The organism is Labrenzia sp. THAF191a (assembly GCF_009363335.1).
GTDB lineage: Bacteria > Pseudomonadota > Alphaproteobacteria > Rhizobiales > Stappiaceae > Roseibium > Roseibium algicola.
This window is the reverse complement of sequence record NZ_CP045335.1, coordinates 355,899-374,364: the sequence shown is the minus strand read 5'-3', so window position 1 is coordinate 374,364 and position 18,466 is coordinate 355,899. Positions and strand designations below refer to the sequence as shown.

General features: G+C 59.3%; 15 protein-coding genes. 10 read left to right on the top strand and 5 right to left on the bottom strand.

Annotated elements, in window-relative coordinates; genetic code table 11:
* Window positions 1-67: 67 nt before the first annotated feature.
* The 5 genes from FIV05_RS30095 to FIV05_RS30075 form a co-directional block, all read right to left on the bottom strand.
* On the bottom strand, window positions 68-3,091 hold the full coding sequence (locus FIV05_RS30095; protein ID WP_173014013.1) for a condensation domain-containing protein: 3,024 nt from the start codon (window positions 3,089-3,091) through the stop codon (window positions 68-70).
* Window positions 3,092-3,395: 304 nt separating this feature from the next.
* Window positions 3,396-4,361, bottom strand: a complete 966-nt coding sequence (locus FIV05_RS30090; RefSeq protein WP_152512319.1) for an ABC transporter substrate-binding protein — start codon at window positions 4,359-4,361, stop codon at window positions 3,396-3,398.
* A 10-nt stretch (window positions 4,362-4,371) separates the two neighbouring features.
* Complete coding sequence (locus FIV05_RS30085) at window positions 4,372-5,436, bottom strand: iron ABC transporter permease (RefSeq protein WP_152512487.1); 1,065 nt, start codon at window positions 5,434-5,436, stop codon at window positions 4,372-4,374.
* The gene (locus tag FIV05_RS30080; RefSeq protein ID WP_152512488.1) at window positions 5,436-6,410 is read right to left on the bottom strand and encodes an iron ABC transporter permease; all 975 of its coding nucleotides are present in this window, start codon (window positions 6,408-6,410) and stop codon (window positions 5,436-5,438) included. The genes FIV05_RS30085 and FIV05_RS30080 overlap by 1 nt, the downstream gene beginning before the upstream one ends.
* 38 nt (window positions 6,411-6,448) lie before the next feature.
* Window positions 6,449-7,234 (bottom strand): ABC transporter ATP-binding protein, encoded by a 786-nt coding sequence (locus FIV05_RS30075; RefSeq protein WP_286202322.1) that lies wholly within the window; start codon window positions 7,232-7,234, stop codon window positions 6,449-6,451.
* A gap of 112 nt (window positions 7,235-7,346) precedes the next feature.
* On the opposite strand from FIV05_RS30075, the gene FIV05_RS30070 reads away from it, so the two are divergent.
* The 10 genes from FIV05_RS30070 to urtE all read left to right on the top strand — a co-directional run bounded on the left by FIV05_RS30070 (window position 7,347) and on the right by urtE (window position 18,462).
* Complete coding sequence (locus FIV05_RS30070) at window positions 7,347-8,654, top strand: NtaA/DmoA family FMN-dependent monooxygenase (RefSeq protein ID WP_152512321.1); 1,308 nt, start codon at window positions 7,347-7,349, stop codon at window positions 8,652-8,654.
* Between the two features lie 483 nt (window positions 8,655-9,137).
* On the top strand, window positions 9,138-10,454 hold the full coding sequence (locus tag FIV05_RS30065; protein WP_077294379.1) for a cytosine permease: 1,317 nt from the start codon (window positions 9,138-9,140) through the stop codon (window positions 10,452-10,454).
* 57 nt (window positions 10,455-10,511) lie between these two features.
* Window positions 10,512-11,534, top strand: coding sequence for an alpha/beta fold hydrolase (locus FIV05_RS30060; protein WP_023001373.1), 1,023 nt, complete (start codon window positions 10,512-10,514; stop codon window positions 11,532-11,534).
* 65 nt (window positions 11,535-11,599) lie between these two features.
* Window positions 11,600-12,742 carry a transporter substrate-binding domain-containing protein gene (locus FIV05_RS30055; RefSeq protein WP_286202323.1) on the top strand — a complete coding sequence of 381 codons (1,143 nt, stop codon included), beginning with the start codon at window positions 11,600-11,602 and terminating at the stop codon, window positions 12,740-12,742.
* Between the two features lie 56 nt (window positions 12,743-12,798).
* Window positions 12,799-13,452, top strand: coding sequence for an ANTAR domain-containing protein (locus FIV05_RS30050; protein ID WP_173014012.1), 654 nt, complete (start codon window positions 12,799-12,801; stop codon window positions 13,450-13,452).
* A 219-nt stretch (window positions 13,453-13,671) separates the two neighbouring features.
* On the top strand, window positions 13,672-14,919 hold the full coding sequence (locus FIV05_RS30045) for a transporter substrate-binding domain-containing protein (RefSeq protein WP_286202324.1): 1,248 nt from the start codon (window positions 13,672-13,674) through the stop codon (window positions 14,917-14,919).
* 80 nt (window positions 14,920-14,999) lie between these two features.
* Window positions 15,000-15,869 (top strand): urea ABC transporter permease subunit UrtB, encoded by an 870-nt coding sequence (urtB, locus tag FIV05_RS30040; protein ID WP_152512323.1) that lies wholly within the window; start codon window positions 15,000-15,002, stop codon window positions 15,867-15,869.
* A gap of 28 nt (window positions 15,870-15,897) precedes the next feature.
* Window positions 15,898-17,016 carry an urea ABC transporter permease subunit UrtC gene (gene urtC / locus FIV05_RS30035; RefSeq protein ID WP_152512324.1) on the top strand — a complete coding sequence of 373 codons (1,119 nt, stop codon included), beginning with the start codon at window positions 15,898-15,900 and terminating at the stop codon, window positions 17,014-17,016.
* Window positions 17,013-17,774, top strand: coding sequence for an urea ABC transporter ATP-binding protein UrtD (urtD, locus tag FIV05_RS30030; RefSeq protein WP_152512325.1), 762 nt, complete (start codon window positions 17,013-17,015; stop codon window positions 17,772-17,774). Before urtC ends, urtD begins: the two co-directional genes overlap by 4 nt.
* Window positions 17,767-18,462 (top strand): urea ABC transporter ATP-binding subunit UrtE, encoded by a 696-nt coding sequence (gene urtE / locus FIV05_RS30025; RefSeq protein ID WP_152512326.1) that lies wholly within the window; start codon window positions 17,767-17,769, stop codon window positions 18,460-18,462. The genes urtD and urtE overlap by 8 nt, the downstream gene beginning before the upstream one ends.
* Window positions 18,463-18,466 lie beyond the last annotated feature (4 nt).

The window sequence follows — 18,466 nt, the reverse complement described above, 5'->3', positions numbered from 1 at the left end:
GCTGCGCCTGAGGCCGGAGACCTTCGGGCCGTCAGCCCGAAGGTGTTTTTGCGATGATGTGAGAAGGTCAAGTCCTGGCCAGTTGGGAAATATTCATGTTGGAGGCATCACCACGCGAGAATTGCGTGAACATTGACATGACTGAAGCGCGGATTGCCTCTACCTGCGCAGGCGAATAGCGCCTGGCCTGGTAGCTCATCAGCACGCGGATGGCGCGGTTGCCGTCGATGACCTCTTCCATCACTTCAAATTGCAGTCCGAGATGGGATTCATGCTTGTCCGGGTCGACCTGGCGAAACGCGATGGTACCGCCATTCGGCGTTGGCAGGTTGCCGTTCAACTTGTTTTGCGCATGGATCTGAATGAACACATCGAACAGGTGATCCATTCCGGGCGTCATGCCAAGGGCGTCTTCCACAAGGTCGATCGGAATGTCGGTAAAGGGCATCGATCCGTTGATCATGTCCTTGATGTTGCCGATCAGGGTGCCGACAGTCGGATCGTCTCCGAAGCGAACCCGGTGGGCGACGACAGTGGTGAAGTAGCCGATCGTGTCGAAATAGTCGGGGTCTGTACGGCCAGCGGCAGAGGTGCCGATCACCAGATCGGACAATCCCCCAAGGGCCTGAAGCGCGGCGGAAATCGCGCCATAGACGACGTTGAAAAGGGAAGCGCTGTTTTCCTTGGCAATGGCATAAAGCCCCTCGGAAACGTCGCTCTCCAGCCGCATTTCAACCCAGCCGCCTGCGACCGAACTATCGTCGGTGGCGGATTCATCGGGGAGTTTGGGTTCGTTGGTGAAGAGAGCCAGTTCCCTGGGTGCATCACCGAGCATGTCCGTCCAGAAGGCAAGGTGCCGGGCATTGACGCCCGACTGCACCTGCTTGCGGGCAAACTCGTGAAAAGGTGCTGGTTCGTCCGGCCATTCGGGCGCTACGCCAAGGCTGCGTGCGCGGTAGGCTTCAACCAGTTCGTCCATCATCAGGTTGACGGACCATTCGTCGAGCGCGAGGTGGTGGAACAGGAACGAAAGCACTTGCCGACCTGTTTCCGGATCGGTGAGAAACCGCAACCTGACCGGCAATTCCTTTGCAAGGTCGAAGCAATAAATGGCTTCGGCATTGCGGTCCGCACCGGCGCTTTCCGTACTGGTCCAGAACCATTTGTAGGTCGCCAGCTCGTCAACTGGGACAACCTTCTGCAAGACGTCACCTTCTTCCGTTTCGAAGTAGAGTGTCCTGAGGGCGGCATGCCGTTTCATCAAGTCACCGAAGGCGGCCTCGAAAACGGTTTCGTCCACGGGGTCGAGAAAATCCAGGGCAAACGGCAAGTTGAAAATCTCGCGGTATCCAAGAGCCGAATAGATCTTCCAGAGCGACATCTGCGCAAGAGCTAGAGGTGTGGCAGCGTCGCTGGCCTTGCCGTTTCTGATCTCGACATTGCGGTTCCCGGCGCTTTCGCCGGCCCCATCCACCAGTGTTGCGTGCCGGGCAAGACCAGCTGCTGTGGGGTTGCCGAAAAGATCATTGAAACGAACCTCTATTCCATGATCATGAAGCAGGCGGCCGATGATCCGGGTGGCAACCAGCGAATGTCCGCCAAAATCGAAAAAGTCGTCGTCTGGTGTGAGGTCTGCAACCGCGAGCGCATCCCGAAATTCCTGCAGGATGGCCGCCTGAATGGCCGTCACGTCGAGAGAAGTTCCTTGCCGTGTGTGGAAAGGAGCGTCAGAAACACAGGCACTTTCGCCCTGGAGAAGCTGCTTGCCCGTCGCGATTGAAAGACCTTCAGGGTTCCGGAGGTATTCGGAAAACAGATCCAGCACCAAACTGCCGGCATGTCGCCTGATCCTCTGTCCCGTGACCAGTTCAAGAATTGCCCTGCCTTCTGTGTCAAAGCCCACTGCCAGCTCGAAATCGGGGCGGGCTTCATATGTCGGCAGGGGTATCCGTTCGAAGGCGAGTGTGTCTGTCGGGACGATGGTTTTCGGATCGGCTAGCCGTTGAATCCAGACCTTTGGAAGGTCCGTCGCCAGTGCGTTGTTGTCGTGTTTTTCCGATTTCGAAATTGCATTAAGATGAGACAGAACTTGTCGTTCAATATCTTCGGGAGACGTATCCCGTTCAACCGAAACAGCAAAGCTGTCCGAACGGGCAAAACTGCCGCAATGGTCAGTCAGGCTGCCTGTCTGCCGTGCCGGAAAAATGGCTTCGATCCGTTCGTGACCGCCGAGCTTGCAGAGGAACTGCGCGAAACGAGCTCCAATCTGTGCCAGCAATGTGGCGTGGTCTGATGAAGAGTAAACCTGGTCATGATTGAGGACAGGTTCGAGCAAGGTTCCGAACCTCCGCGCGAGCCGGTCGCCCGTTGGCAGAAGACCAGGTGTTTCGTTGAAATCGATAACGGCCGTATCGGCCAATCCTTCGCCCCGTCGTAACCAGGTGACCGGCGCAAGTCCGGGAACATCAGGCTCGAAATGCTTCACCTGATGCGGCGCCGGTGCAGCAATGACCTTGCCGTCATAGGCTGCCGCAAGACTTCTCAGGACATCTTCCGGTGAACAGACCTCCTCGAGAATGCGGTGCATGAGCAGGCCCAGGAGCACCTCTTGGCCGCCGAAGATCATCAGCACCTTGAAAGGGGGTTCGGCTTCGCTGTTCCAATGTGCTTCCTGGGCGGACAGGACAAGTGAAACAGCTTCCTGCTGGTTTTCAGCTTTGATGATTTCAAGTGTTCCGTCCGGCCCGTGCGAGGGGGACTTCACGAGTTCTCCCTCGTCACTGAAGCGATAGCGCATCGCCAGCTCGGGAAAGGCTTCAACCATCGTGCCCACGGCGCGGGCGAGGCGTGCGATATCGGGTGCGCCACCGAGCCGGTAAGCCTGGGCATGTCGCAGCACCTTGTCCGGATCTTGCTGTTGCGCCAGCCAGATACGTTCCTGATGCTGCGTGACGGTGTGCGGCTCCCGGCCTTTTTCCGGCAAACGGCCAGCCGGGACGGCAGGCTGGGTTGACCCGTCCAGGGATTTGAGTTCCGCGTCAAAACGCTCGAACTCGGTTGCTGTCAACAGGCGGTCTAAACCTCCGGTCATGTCAGTCTCCCGATACTCATGTGTCGTGCTGATTGCTTGCCTTGGGAGCTCGTCCGCAGCCATTCGGGCCGACGACGCGGGGGCTCACTGAGTAAGCGGATATGAGTTGCATTTGTTAGCAGGCACAGCCAGCGGGAGCAATTAAACTTGTATCAAATACTCATGTTTTTTTAAGCCCGGCATCCATCGCGGTGGGCCGGATATGTTTTCTGGACGGGAGAAGGCAAGACACCCCGGACAAGCACTTGGTGTGCCGCCCGGGCGTGTCCGACGCAGAAAACCGATAGACTGAGCAGCACCGGTTTTACTGCGTCGTCTCGTTCCAGCTTGCGATCGCATCCAGCATGTGTTCCGCGCTTGCAACGCTCGGCGTAATCACTTTGGCGGGATCGACGAACAGGATCCGGTTTTCCTTGGCCGGTTTCATGAATTGATCCCAACCGGGAACAATCTTGCTCAGCGAAGCACGGGTGCCGGCCTCATCGCGGCCGCCGGCCATGTAGCTGTTGAGCAGGACAAGAACATCAGGATTGAGCTTGCCAAATTCCTCCGCACTCAAAGGCATGAGCATCATGGAACCGCCTGCCGGAGAGGCGCCACTCGGCGCGCCGACTTCCAGACGGCTGTATCCGAGATCTTCCAGTGCCTGAACCATCCCGGAGGAATCGCCCACAACATTGAGCTGGTCGGTCAGAAAGACGGGAAGGTAGGTCCTGCCTGAAGGATCGAAGGGCAGTTTGGCGCGCAGATCTTCCACGCGCTTTTCATAGGCCGCCTTGCGGGCGGCAAAGACATCTTCCCGGCCGACGAGAGCTGCGAGGTCTTCCTCGACATCAAAACCGTAGACCTTCGAGCTGCCGACATTCTGCAGATAGACCGGGGCGACAGTGGCCAGTTGATCGGCTTTGCCGGCATCCAGTTCGCTCGCGACGATCAGATCAGGTTCCAGCGCTCTCAGTTTTTCAAGGTCGAGCTGCCCGACGGGGCCGAAACCCTTCGGTTTCGTTTTGCCTTCGCCGAGAACGGTGTCGATGAAGTCGACTGCGATAACGAAACTGCCGTCGTCCGCCCGGCCGAAGCTGCCGGTAAGATCGAGGCCGAGATCCATCAGAGGAATGCCGAGCAACGGCTCGTGCATGACAACGATATGTTCGGGCTGCTCCGGTATCGTGACCTTCCGGCCTGTGTCGTCGGTGACGGTGCGCTCGGCTGCAAGGACCGGACTTGTCGCCAGTAGGGCTGCGATTGCGCAGGAGACGAGAAAACGCATGAAGATCCTTTCAGTGTGACTGGAGTTTGCGCAGCGCCTGCAGACGCAGCGCGATGATGAAGAGCGGCACGCCGACCATGGTCAGGCTGAGACCGAGAGGCATTGGCAGGGAGCCGCCAAGCCCGCGTGTCAGTGCATCGGCGATCAGGACGAGGATCCCGCCCATCAAGGCTGACAGGAAAAGCCGTGCCCGGGCGACGGCCGGTGAAAGAAAGCCGGCGATGTGAGGTGCCAGCACGCCGAGAAAGACCAGGGGCCCAACCGCCGTTACGGCAGCGGAGCTCAGCACAACGGCAGTGAGCAGGATCAACGGGCGTGAACGGCCAACAGGTTCGCCCAATGCCATCGCCATTTCGCTGCCCAGGTCATAGGTGGCCATGGCAGGGCCGAGAACGAAGATTGCCGCGAGGCTGAGAACGAACAACGGTGTAAAGGCGGCGATGACTGTCCAGTTGGCCTGGAACAGCGAGCCGGCCAGCCACTCGGAAAGGGCGATGGAGGTCTCGGTCGGCAGATACAGGATGAGAAGCGATCCGAAGGAAGACAGGACAGTCTCGATTGCTATCCCCATCAGGACGATGGAAAGGCCGCTGGATCGCTCGCTGCCGACAAGCCACAAAAGCAGACCGACAACCGTCAGCCCACCGGCGAGCGCAGCAAGAACCACAAGGCTCTTGGGTGCCGCAGGCAGGAAGACCAACAGCAACATGATCATCGTCATCGACCCCTGGCTGAAGCCGAAAAGTCCCGGGTCAGCCAGCGGGTTCCTGGCAACCGACTGAAGCATTGCTCCTGCAAGTGCGACCGCCCAGCCGACCATGAACCCGAGCAGGATCCGCGGCAGGCGGACCGTCCAGAGGGCATAGTCCTCTGCACCCGGCAATTGTTCACCGGCAAGCGTTCGGAAAAGATCGGTTAGCCCGGTGTCGGTCAGCCCGAGGCCGGTGGCAAGAGCTGCGAGTGCAAGCGCAGCAGCCACAAGACAGGCTCCGGCAAGCAGATTGCCGGTCCTCATCTGAAGTCCGCCAGCCAGACGCAGCACCCGTTTGCCGTCGATTGCTCTACCGCCTCTGATCATGAGGCCTCCCGGCTTCCGGGAGAGAGATAGAAGCGTTTGACGATCACGATGAATACGATGCCGCCGATCAGATCCGTAACCAGGCCGGTGTTCACGACGTAGGGGTAAAAGGCTTCCCGTGCGATGAGGTCCGCAGCCAGACCGACAATCGCTCCCACGATCAGGGAGACCGGCAGGGCGTGAACAAGATTGTTGCCCATGAAGGGGCGCACGATATGCGGCACGACCAGCCCGACAAAGCCGATCGGACCGCACACTGCAACCGCGGAGCCGGACCCGAGAACGGCTGCTCCGACGGCAAGACGTGAGACAAGAGGAACGTTGACACCGGTTGAGGCGGCCTTGTCGGCGCCCAGCAGGATCAGGGTCAGCGGCCGGGCAAACAGCAGCAGGATTGCGACGGAAAGGGCCCCGATCCACCAGAACATGGCAAGGCGGTCGATATAGACGTGGTTGATGTTGCCGGTTACCCAACTCAGGAAATCGGCACGTCGGGCCGGGTCGGACAACAGCAAGGCGTTGGTCATGCCGGTGAACAGCATGGAAACCAGGGCGCCGGACAGAATAAGAGACAATCCGCGCGGGTCGTTCCGGCGCCCTGCGAGCCGGGCAACTGCAAGGCTGGAGAGAAAGCCGGCAAGTGCTCCGGCAAGCGCCGCAATGCCCTGCAGCTCGGCACCAGCACCGAATAGCAGTGCACTGGCAACGAGAAAGAGAGCCGCACCTGAATTGACGCCCAGTGTGGCAGGGGAGGCCAGGGGATTGCGCACCAGGCTCTGCAGGACGAAGCCGCTGGCCGCGGCAATGCCGCCGGCGTAAATCGCAATCAGGGTGCGCGGCAAACGCTGGAAGAGAAGGACCGCTTCTTCGTAACTTTGAGCTTCGAAACGCTGGAGCGCGGCAATCAGGTTCGGCAGATCGGCCGCGTGGAAACCGAAGAACAAATGCACCACCAGTACGATGACAAGCATTGCAAGGATGAGCAGAAGGTGGAGACTACGCCGGTCCATCAGGCTACCGATGCGTGCCCAATGCGCTCCGGGAAGCAGACGAGGCGCCCATCGCGCGGAAAGATCTGGGTCCTGAGACCGAAGACCTGTTCGATGTTGTCACTGGTGACGGTGTCTGCGACCGGTCCTGCCGTAATGCACCGGCCTGACTGCATCAGCACGACCTCGTCGGCGAAGGCGGTGGTCAGGTTCAGGTCGTGCAGAACGGCAATCACCGTCTTGCCGTGGGTTTCGATCAACTCCCTGACAAGTTCGAGAACGGCGAACTGGTATTTCATGTCCAGATGATTGACTGGCTCGTCCATCAGGATGACATCGGTATCCTGTGCCAGAACCATAGCGATCCAGGCGCGCTGACGCTGGCCACCGGACAGTTTGTTCACGGGAAAGCCGGCCCGGTCGCTCAGGCCGACCGTCTCCAGAACCTGCTTGAAAAGATCACGATCCTGCGCCGACGGACCACCCGTCAGCGAATACCGCGAATAGCCGGCAAGCTCGATCAGCTCGCCAAGTGTCATGTAATCCGGGCAGAAGCAATCCTGAGGCAGATAGGCAATCCGGCGGGCAAGAGCTTTTCGGCCGATGCCACGGAGAGGTGCGCCTTCCAGCAGAATGTCGCCGGTGCTGATCGGCAGGAAGCCCATGATGGCTTTCAACAGGCTGGACTTGCCGCACCCGTTCGGCCCGACGATCGCCGTAAGCCGGCCTTTGCTGAACCGGACGGAGACATCACTGAGCACATTCAAGGGTCCGTAAGCCGCGCTTACGTGTCTTGTCTCCAGCAATTTCGACCTCTTGACCTTCTGCAATGCAGAAGTCTTTATACTATCCGAAACGAGCCAGCAAACCCAAAGCCAGCCCTCGAACTCGTTTCCAATCCAATCAAGAGCGGATTTGATGACCCCCTCAAAGAAATTGCATATCGGCATGTCGCTCGCCCCGACATGGCTCAGCGGCGACGCGTGGCGTCGTGCGGATAGTGGCGTGGAAGGCCTTTACGGCAGTGATTTTTATCTCGACGTCGCACTCCGTGCGGAGCAGGCCAAACTGGACTTTGCGTTTCTGCCGGACTCGCTGTTTCTGAACGCCGGGCTGCTGGCATCCGGCACCGGGTTCGCCAGTCTTGACCCGACATTGCTGCTGGCCTCGATCGCACGCGAGACGTCGAAGATCGGGCTTTTATCGACAGCGTCGACGACCTTCTTTCCACCCTATATCGTCGCCCGGCAGATCCAGTCGCTGAACTGGCTCAGCAACGGGCGGGCCGGCTGGAACATCGTCACCGCGCTGGACGGCAACGCGAATTTCGGCCTTTCCGAAATGCCGAGCCCGGAGGAACGCTACGCACGGGCTGCCGAATTTACCGAAGTCGTCCGGCAGCTCTGGGAGAGCTTTCCTTATGAAGCTCTCAAGCTCGACAGGGAAAGCGGGCTTTTCGCCGATGCGGATCTGGTCAAACCGGTCGACCACGAAGGTTCGTTCTTCAACGTGAAGGGCCCGCTCAACTTGCCGCGCTTCGGCAAGACACGGATACCGCTTGTGCAGGCTGGGGCTTCTGGTGCAGGCCGTGACTTTGCCTCTTCGGTGGCGGACGCGATCTTCGCCTCGACACCGGACAAGGCGGCAGCCATGGACTTGCGGTCCGATTTGCGCAAACGGGCCGAACAGCGCGGACGAAAGGGTGACGATATCCGGGTTTTGCCGGGGTTGAGCCTTTATCTTGCGCCGACCAGGGCGGAGGCGGAGGAGCTCTTTGCCGAAACCAACGCACGCGTGAGCCGGGACCGGTGCCTGGCAACTGTTCTGGAAATGACCGGGCTCGATCTTTGCGACTGGCCGGCAAAACGACAGGTGAAAGCCACGGATCTGCCCCCGCCACCGGAAACGGTGCGCAGCCGTACCCATTCGCAACTTCTGCGGCGGATGATCGAGCGGGACGAACCGGCCGTCGAAGACCTGCTGCGCCGGCCGGAGGTTATCGGCTCGGCCCATTGGCTCGTCGTCGGCACACCTTCCGATGCGGTCGCACAAATCAAGGACTGGGCAGCGGCAGGTGCGATCGACGGTTTCGTCGCCTTTCCGGGCGGATCTCTGGACGCGGTACGCCTGCTCCTGGAACAGGTGGTTCCTGCATTGGGTGATCTGGGCCTTTTCCGGAAGGACTATTCAGGCTCGACCTTCTTCGAGCATCTGACCCAGGAATAGGCATCGAGACAAACGCAGAAGCGCGTCACAGCAGGCGGACTACGCAGTTGAAGAGGCCGATGTTGCGCCATTTTCGGAAACCGGTGTCAGGGCTTGGCGAAAGAAAATTCCAACCCCTGACATCGCGAAACAGCAGCCCGAATAGAGTGCTTTGATGTTTGCCTGACGGGCGCCTGTGTGAAGCATTTGCTGTAATTAATTGAAATTAATAAGAAAAATCTTTTAGGTGGCTGGTCAAAAATTCGGCAGAAGCCGTGTGCCGATTTTGTTGACAGAAGTAAAACCTCTCGATAACGTTTCAATCTCCAAGTGATTGGAACGTGGCAACGGGGCCACTTTAAAATTCGCAGGCGAAAAGGCCTCTCTATGTCTTCGGAAACGAAGCTGTAGGGAGGCCTTTTCTTTTGCGCTCAGCGATGTGCCGCGAGAGAAACCCCGAACAACTGCCGGGGCGCGGCAGAACAATAAAAATGAGGGGTAAAAATGAGCAAGTTACACGGCGAGGCGGAAGCCTTGGACGAAGTGGATCATGTTCTCGGAGAAGAATATGAACACACGCCGGTCCCGATGTCGGCCCGCAGGAGCACCTTTTCGGTCACGACCGTCTGGATCGGTTTTCCAATGATCATCACCGGCGCCATGACCGGGTCTCTCCTGGTTCTGGGCATGGGTTTCACAAATGCGGTCTGGGCCATGCTCCTGGGCAACCTGATCATGTTTGCCTATGTCGGCCTGCTGGGAGTTCTGGGCACCCGCAGGGGCATGAATTTCGCACTTCTCGCCAGCGTGGTCTTTGGACGGAAGGGATACATGCTTGCCTCCGGCCTGCTGTCGACCTTGCTGCTCGGCTGGTACGCGGTTCAAACCGGCATCACGGGATCCCTGATCAGCTCGGCCTACGAGCTGAACTATGTCGCGATGACCGTGATCGCCGGCCTGCTTTACATCGGCATCACCTTCGTCGGCGTACACGGGCTTCACCTGATCGGGCTGGTGTCGGTGCCCTTGTTCGTGCTGCTTGGCGGCTGGGTGGTTGCCGACAGCCTGTCGACGACAAGCTGGGCGGAAATCGCGGCTTATCCCGGCAACAACGGCGCGGCGACCATGTCCATGGGTGTCGGACTGACAGTGGTCATCGCCCTGTTCATCGATGCCGGGACAGTGACTGCGGACTTCAACCGCTGGGCAAAGGATACCAAGGCATCCGTCATCGCAACGTTCAGCGCCTTTCCGTTCGCCAACATGTGCGCCATGCTGGTCGGGGGCATCATGACGGCAGCCCTTGCGGTTCCCGATGCCAATCCCTTCGGCACGGACAACATGTTCGGCTACATGAACGGCAAGCAGCTGACCTTTCTCAGTGTCCTTGCCTTCCTCTTTCTCTACTGCAATCTCGGCTCTGTCTGCGCTCATTGCCTTTACAATGCCGCAACCGGCTGGTCGCGTATTCTCAACAGCCGTATGCGGTTGATGGCAGTTGTCCTGGGTGTCATCGGTATCGTCATTGCCGCCGGCAACGTCTGGGCGTTCTTCATTCAGTGGCTTTCCCTGCTCGGCATCCTTGTTCCGCCGATCGGCGCGATCATTCTGGTTGACCAGTATCTGCAGCGCCGCAACGCCACGATCGACCGTGACTGGCGCCCGACTGCATTCGCTGCCTGGGCGGCAGGTTCCATCGTTGCGGTGATCGTCGAGTTCTATGCGCCGCAGTTTTCGACGGCAATTTCCGCGGGGCTTGCGGGTGGGGTTGCCTACCTCCTGTTCAACAGGATGCCAGAGGCCGCAAGGGCCGGTGCCTGACCCATTTCCGGCGGCTAAGGCCGCCGGACAATACCAAAAACCAGAGGATAGCCTTCCATGGCAGACTACGAAATTTACGAACTGGGCGACTTCACCTTTCAGAGTGGCGCAACGCTTCGCGAGTGCAAGCTCGCCTACAAGACCTTCGGCAAACTCAACGCGGCGAAGGACAACGTCATCGTTTACCCGACCTGGTATTCCGGCCAGCACGTCGACAACGAATGGCTGGTCGGCAAGGGCATGGCGCTGGATCCCGATGAGTATTTCATCGTGATTCCGAACATGTTCGGCAACGGCTTGTCATCTTCGCCGTCCAATACGCCCGAGCCCTACAACGCGGCGCGGTTTCCGAAAGTGACCGCCTATGACAACGTCCGCGCACAGCACCAGCTCATGACACAGAAGTTTGGTGTCGAGCGCATCAAGATGGTCACGGGCTGGTCCATGGGGGCTCTGCAGACCTTCCACTGGGGCGCGATGTATCCCGACATGGTCGAGAGGATCGTGCCGTTTTGCGGGTCCGCCAAATGCTCCCGGCACAACTTCGTGTTCCTGGAAGGGGTGAAAGCGGCCCTGACAGCCGATGCCGCCTTTCTGGAAGGCTGGTACGAGAAAAAGCCGGAACGAGGGCTTCGGGCGATGGCGCGAGTCTACGCCGGTTGGGGTTTCTCGCAATCATTCTACCGGGAAGAACTGGACCTGAAGACGCTTGGATATTCTTCGCTGGAGGATTTCCTGGTTGCGTTCTGGGAAGGATTTTTCCTGCCCAAGGACGCTAACAACCTGCTGGCCATGCTCTGGACCTGGCAGAACGGCGATATCAGCGCCAACGACATCTACCATGGCGATTACAAGAAGGCGCTGGGGGCAATACAATCGAAGGCATATGTGATGCCCGGCCGAACGGATCTATACTTCCCGCCGGAAGACAGCGAAATCGAAGTCGCGAACATGCCGAATGCGACGTTGATTCCGATTGAATCCATTTGGGGACATTTTGCAGGTGGGCCGGGCACCAGCCCGGTTGATGTGGCGTTTCTGGACGGGAAGCTGAAGGAAATACTTGCGGGTAGTGCCTGACAGGCAAGGCCAGCCCGGCCGGCCGCTTTTGCGGCCGGCGCAGGACTGAAAGGGGAGAGTTTGGGTTGACCAGTTCATGCAAAACTTCCGAACCGTGGCGCGTCGGTGTGTTGTTCTCGCAATCCGGCTACATGTCGGTGATCGAGGAAACCCAGTTGCGCGGGACGTTGACGGCGATCGATGAAATCAATGATAGCGGCGGGATCAATGGACGGCCCATCGAGCCGATTATCTATGACCCGGGTTCGGACTCGCGCAACTACGGGCTTCTTGCAAAGAAGCTTATGGTCGAGGACGGCTGCAGCACGATATTCGGCTGTTGTACCTCGTCCAGCCGCAAGGCCGTTCTGCCCGTGGTTGAAAGACTGAACGGCCTGTTGTGGTATCCGACGCTTTACGAGGGCTTCGAGTTTTCCTCCAACGTGATCTACACGGGAGCAACGCCCAACCAGAACAGCGTCCAGCTGTGCCGGATCCTGATGGAGCTCTATGGAACGCGGTTCTATTTCGTGGGGTCGGACTACATCTATCCGCGCGAATCCAATCGCATCATGCGGGAGCTGATCCGCAACAACGGCGGCAGTGTCGTCGGCGAGAGTTATGTCCGGCTGGGAGCGGACAGAAATTCCTTCGTACCGATCATGCGCGAAATCCGGCAGCTGCAGCCGGACGTGATCTTCTCCACGGTGGTCGGCAACACGACTACATATCTCTACCAGGCCTACGCGGATCTCGGCATCGACCCGAGGGTGATGCCGATCGCCAGCCTGACGACAACCGAGGCCGAGATCCGGGCGATGGGATATGATGTCGGCGACGGCCACCTGACCGCCGCTTCCTATTTCCAGGGCGTCGGCAACGACCGCAATGCGACCTTCATCGACCGTTACAAGAAGCGCTACGGCGAGGACGAGCCGACCAACATGTGTCTGGAGGCTTCCTATTTCCAGGTGAATGTCTTCGCCAAGACCCTTGCCGAGACCAACTCGATGGACACCTCGATGATCCGCCAGTCGGTCATGGGATCGGAATTCGATGCCCCGCAGGGCGAAGTTTCCATCAACCCCGTTTGGGGCCATGCCGACCTGTGGACCCGCATCGGCCGCGCGAACCGCAGCGGCCAGTTCGATATCGTTTTTGAATCGCCCTCCAGCGTGAAGGCGGATCCTTACTTGATTGGGTACGGCCGATGCCTCGAATACAGCTGACACAAACCTCCCGAAGAACCTGGACAAACAAGCAGACAACCGGGGAGACACTGGAAATGGACACAAACGCGGCGGCCAAGACCAAGCGTCCGCTTTCGCAACGAACGTCGGCTGCGGCTGCCATGCGCAAGAACGCCACCGCGACAACTCCGCATCAGAACCTCAGGATCGCGGTTATCGTCGAACCCGATGCGGATGGCGAACGCCTGATCCGGGAGTTGCAGCGCCTGCGTTGCGAGGTGCGCCATATCTGGCCGATCCCGCCGCAGTTGCCTGTCGATTGCGATCTTGTGTTCTGCACGCTGGTCGAGGATATGCCCAAACGTATCCCCTGGTTGCCGGGAGAGCCGGAAGCCGGTCTGGTGTTGGTGGATCGCGGTGTCAGCAATCTGGATCTCAAGCTGATCCATAATTGCGCCGCCCATGGCGTGCTGCACTATCCGGTCGTCCAGCGCGCGGTTCAGACTTGTGTCGCCCTGGCGCGCGAGCACTTTCTTTACGAGCGTCGACTAAGAAACCGGATCGATAAACTTGACGAAAATCTCAGAACGATGCGCCTTGTTGAACGTGCAAAGTCTCTGTTGGTTCGCGTCAAGAATGTAAGCGAAGAGGAAGCTTACAATTATTTGCGTCGGCAGGCGATGGAACGGCGTGTAACTATTGGCGCAGTTGCAAATGCGATAATTGACTCGCACGAACTTCTTAGCTAATCTTTCAAAGTTATTCGTGGCAACAGCGCCACGTACATCCGGGTAAAAGAGCCCCACGGTTTTCGTCTTGGCGGAACGTGGGGTTTTTTGTTGTCTGAAATTCAGACATTTCCCTCAGCGGCACCATAGCCGCGTTCACAAAAATCAGAGGCGACGATGCCCCGAACGAGCTGCCGCAAGGCAGGGCGGACGGGGCTTTTTTGTTTATGGAGCAGCAACGTGAAAACCAACAGGCGTAATTTTATTCTCGGGTCGGTCGCTTTCGGGGCAGCCGGTCTCGGCACCTTCCCGCATATCTGGAGCAAGAACAGCGGACTGGCGCGCGCCGCCGGCGGCCAGATCAAGGTGGGGGTTCTGTTCTCCCTGACCGGGACGACTGCGATTATCGAAGAGTCGCTCAACAAGGCGACGATCATGGCGATCGAGGAAATCAACGCCGCCGGCGGTGTCAACGGCATGGAGATCGTTCCGGTGGTTGAGGACCCGGCTTCTGATCCGGCGACTTTCGCGGAAAAGGCGCGCAAGCTTGTCCTCCAGGACAAATGCGTTTCGGTCTTCGGCTCCTATACCTCGGCCAGCCGGAAGGCCGTGCTGCCCGTGTTCGAAAAGCGGGACAATCTCTATTGGTATCCGACCCTCTACGAGGGGCGCGAGTGCTCGAAGAATGTCGTCTACACAGGTGCCGTTCCCAATCAGCAGCAGGACGAGTTCGTGCCCTGGCTGGTGAAGAATTTCGGCAAGCGCTGGTACCTGATCGGGTCGAATTACATCTATCCGAAGGAAGAGAACAACTACTGCAAGAAGTTGCTGGCCGAACTTGGAGCCGAAGTGGTTCACGAGGAATATGTGCCGCTCGGCCATTCGGAATTCTCGTCCGTCATCAACAAGCTGAAGGCGGAAAAGCCGGATGTGATCTTCTCGACTGTGGTCGGCGATTCCGTTGTCGCCCTGCACCGGCAATATCATGCGGCCGGGCTCGACCCGGAAAAGATGCCGATGGCCAGCCTGACCACTTCCGAAAACGAAGTGGCGGCGATGGGGGGGGCCGCTGCCGCGGGACATTTTACCTCCGCACCATATTTCATGGTCTGGGATTCACCGGAAAACCAGAAATTCGTCGAGGCCTACAAGTCCCGCTGGGGCGGCGACAAGGTCACGCATTTCGTCTCCGAGCCGTCCTATTTCCAGGTGCATCTGTTCAAGCAGGCCGTCGAGAAACTGTCGCCGGACGATATCGATCCGACCACCATCCGCGAGGCCGTCAAGGGCGAGCAGTTCAACGCGCCGCAGGGACTGGTCAAGATCGAGGGCGAGAACCTTCATACCTGGCTGAGACCGAAGATCGGCCAGTGCAAGTCGGATGGCCAGTTCGAGATCCTGCAACAATCCGCCGACTGGCTCGAGCCCATTCCCTACAAGGCATACGACGGCCAGGTCTGCACCGCTGACGGTCTGAAGAGCAGCTGACGCGCGCAAACGGGCGGCGTGTCGTCACGCCGCCCGGCTTTTCCGTGACCTGATGTTTTCCAGACCTTGAAGGCTTGCAGATGGAACTTGTCGTCTCCCAACTCCTGACCGGTCTCAGTATCGCTTCGATCCTGATGCTGGTCGCCCTTGGCCTCGCCGTCATTTACGGCGTGACCGGGGTCATCAATCTCGCGCATGGCGAATTCGTCATGCTGGGCGCCTATTGCGCCTGGTTCCTGCAGTCCCAGCTTGGCATGGGATTGCTGGAGAGCCTGATCCCGATCTTTTTCATTCTCGCGGTGTTCGGCTGGGCTGTGGAAGCCCTGGTCATCCGCCATCTCTACGACCGGCCGCTCGACACCATCCTGGCGACCTGGGGTATTGGCGTGATGGCGCAGCAGGCGATCCGGCTGATTGCCGGTGGCGAGCTGCGTTATGTCGAGATCCCGGCGTTCCTCAGTGGCAGCGTGTCCCTGTTCGGCGCGAGCGAGTCCGCCTACCGGCTGTTCATCCTCGGTCTTGCGCTTGTCCTCTTCGGGATCACCTGGGTCATCTACCGACGCACCAGCTTCGGGCTGAAACTGCGCGCGATTACCCAGAACCGGGAGATCGCCTCCAGCTTCGGCATCAATTCCGCCCGCATCTACCGGTCGACCTTCGCCTATGGCGCCGGCATTGCCGGTCTCGCCGGTGCGCTCGTGTCGCCGCTGAAGAGCGTCTCTCCGGAGATGGGGACGACCTACGTCGTCGACGCCTTCATGGTGGTTGTCCTTGGTGGTGCCCAGAGCCTGCTCGGCACTGTCGCAAGCTCCGGGATCCTGGGTGAACTTTCGGGTTTCCTGGCCTTCCACAGTAACGACACCCTGGCCAAGGCGCTGGTCCTGCTGGCGATCGTCATCCTCATCCGCTTTCGGCCCGAAGGCCTGTTCTCGACCCGTGTGCGCTCGTGATCACGGCCGGAAAAAGGATCGCAATTCAATGAACCTGACTGGAAAATCAACAGCACGGCTGGTGCTCTATCTGGCGTTCTGTGCAGCCATCTTGCTCGTGCCGTCCGTGCTGGACGATGCGTTTCTCCTGAACAAATATTCCCGCTACCTGGTCTTCGCCATCCTGGCAGTCTCGCTCAGTCTCTCTTGGGGCTATGCCGGAATTCTCAATCTCGGCCAGGCAGCCACTTTTGGCCTCGGGTCCTACGCCATGGCCATGGGCCTCAAGCTGCGCACCGTGCCGGTGCACACCGGCAGCGAAGGGCTTCCGGACTTCATGGTCTGGAACAATGTCACCGAACTGCCCTGGTTCTGGGCACCGTTTCACTCCATGACCTTCGCCATTCTGGCGGGCCTCCTGATCCCTGCCGCCTTTGCTGCGCTGCTCGGTTGGTTCATGTTTCGCGGGCGCATCACCGGTGTCTATGCGTCGATCATCACTCTGGCCGTTCTGGTGGTGGTCAATCTCCTGATCATCGATCAGCAGCGCTACACCGGCGGCTTCAACGGCATCACGGATCTCGCCCAGTTCGAAGTGGCCGGTTTCTTCTTCGACGCCTATTCCGCGACAACCTATTACCTGGTCGCGCTGTGCCTGTGTGTCGTGCTGTTTCTGTCGCTCGCGGTTACCCGCAGCAAGACCGGCATGATCCTGCAAGCGATCCGCGATCAGGAAAACCGGGTCCGTTTCTTCGGCTACGACGTCGCGCTCTATCAGATCTTCGTTTTCTCGGTGTCGGCCGGCATCGCCGGTCTGGCCGGCATGCTCTACACGATCGTGATGGAATTCGCCTCGCCGACATTCCTTAGCGTTCCACTCAGCCTCTCCGTGGTGATCTGGGTAGCCGTGGGCGGCCGGCAGAGCCTTCTGGGGGCTGCCATCGGAGCCCTGATCGTGACCGGCGTCCAGGGTGCCCTGTCGGAATCCGAAGTCTTCCTGGAAAGCTGGATGCTGATCATGGGGGGGCTGTTCGTACTCGCTGTCCTGTTTCTGCCGAAAGGCATTGCAGGTGCGGTCTCGATGGCCGTCGACCGGCTGCCCTTTTTCGCCGGCAGCGCCAGGAAATCCGCGAGCAATGTCATGAAAACCACGGAGGCGGCGTCATGAAGACGGCAACCGACCACCTCAGCCTTCGGGACGTCAGTGTGTCCTTCGGCGGTTTCCAGGCGATCTCAGGATTGTCGCTGGATGTGAACAGCGGCGAACTGCGGTGCCTGATCGGACCGAACGGTGCGGGCAAGACCACGGCGCTCGACCTGATCTGCGGCAAGACCCGTGTGACCTCAGGCGAGATCCGTTTCAAGGGGGAGGCGATCCATACCCTGAAGGAATATCAGATCGCCCGCATCGGTATCGGACGCAAGTTCCAGGTGCCGAGTGTCTTCCGCGAACTGACCGTTCGGGAAAACCTGAACATCGGTCAATCACGAAATACCGGCGTTCTGGCCAACCTCGTACGTTTCGGTGCAAGTCACGACGACGAGGAAATCGAACGTCTTGCGGTTCTGGTCGGCCTTCAGGACGATCTCGATCTTGCTGCCGGACATCTGTCTCACGGTCAGACGCAATGGCTGGAGATCGCGCTGATCCTGGCCCAGAACCCGACACTCATCCTGATGGACGAGCCGACAGCCGGCATGACCGCGCAGGAAACCGGCAAGACGGCCGAGCTGTTCAACAGGCTGCGGGGCGAGCACACGCTGATAGTCGTCGAGCACGACATGGGATTCGTGCGCGACATCGCTGAAACCATTTCAGTCATGCACCAGGGCAAGCTGCTTGCCGAAGGTTCGCTGGAGGAAGTCTCCAGCGACCAGCGAGTGAAGGAAGCATACCTTGGAACGAAGGAGGCCGGCCATGCTTGAGCTGAACGGCCTCGATGGTTTCTACGGCCGAAGCCGTGCGCTCCAGTCCGTTTCCATGGACATTGACGAGGGTGATTTTTTCTCCGTTCTCGGCCGCAATGGCGTGGGCAAGACGACACTTCTTCGCAGTGTCCTCGGGTTGATGAGCAGAACGTCCGGTTCGGTCAAGCTGGACGGAATGGAATTGAACAGCCTGCCGACGCACGCAAGAGCGCTCGCCGGCATCGGCTATGTCCCGCAAGGCCGCGGCATCCTGCCGGCCTTCACCGTGCGCGAGAACCTGATGATCGGCACCTTCGCCGCCCAGTCGGGCCAGGGCGAGATCGCCGATTGGGTGCTGGAGCTGTTTCCGATCCTGAAGGAGTTCCTGAACAGGCGGGGCGGCAACCTTTCCGGAGGTCAGCAGCAGCAGCTTGCAATCGGTCGGGCGCTTCTTTCCCAGCCCAAGGTGCTTCTGCTCGATGAGCCGACGGAAGGCATCCAGCCGAACATCGTCGAGCAGATCGAGGGTGTCCTGATCGACCTGAACCGAACCAGGGGCCTCACCATCGTTCTGGTGGAGCAGAACCTCACTTTCGCACGCCGGGCCTCGAACCGGTTCGCGATTCTCGACCGCGGCACCGTCGCGGTCACTTCCGGCATTGCCCAACTGTCCGACGACCTTGTCCACGAACACCTCGTGGTCTGAGGCG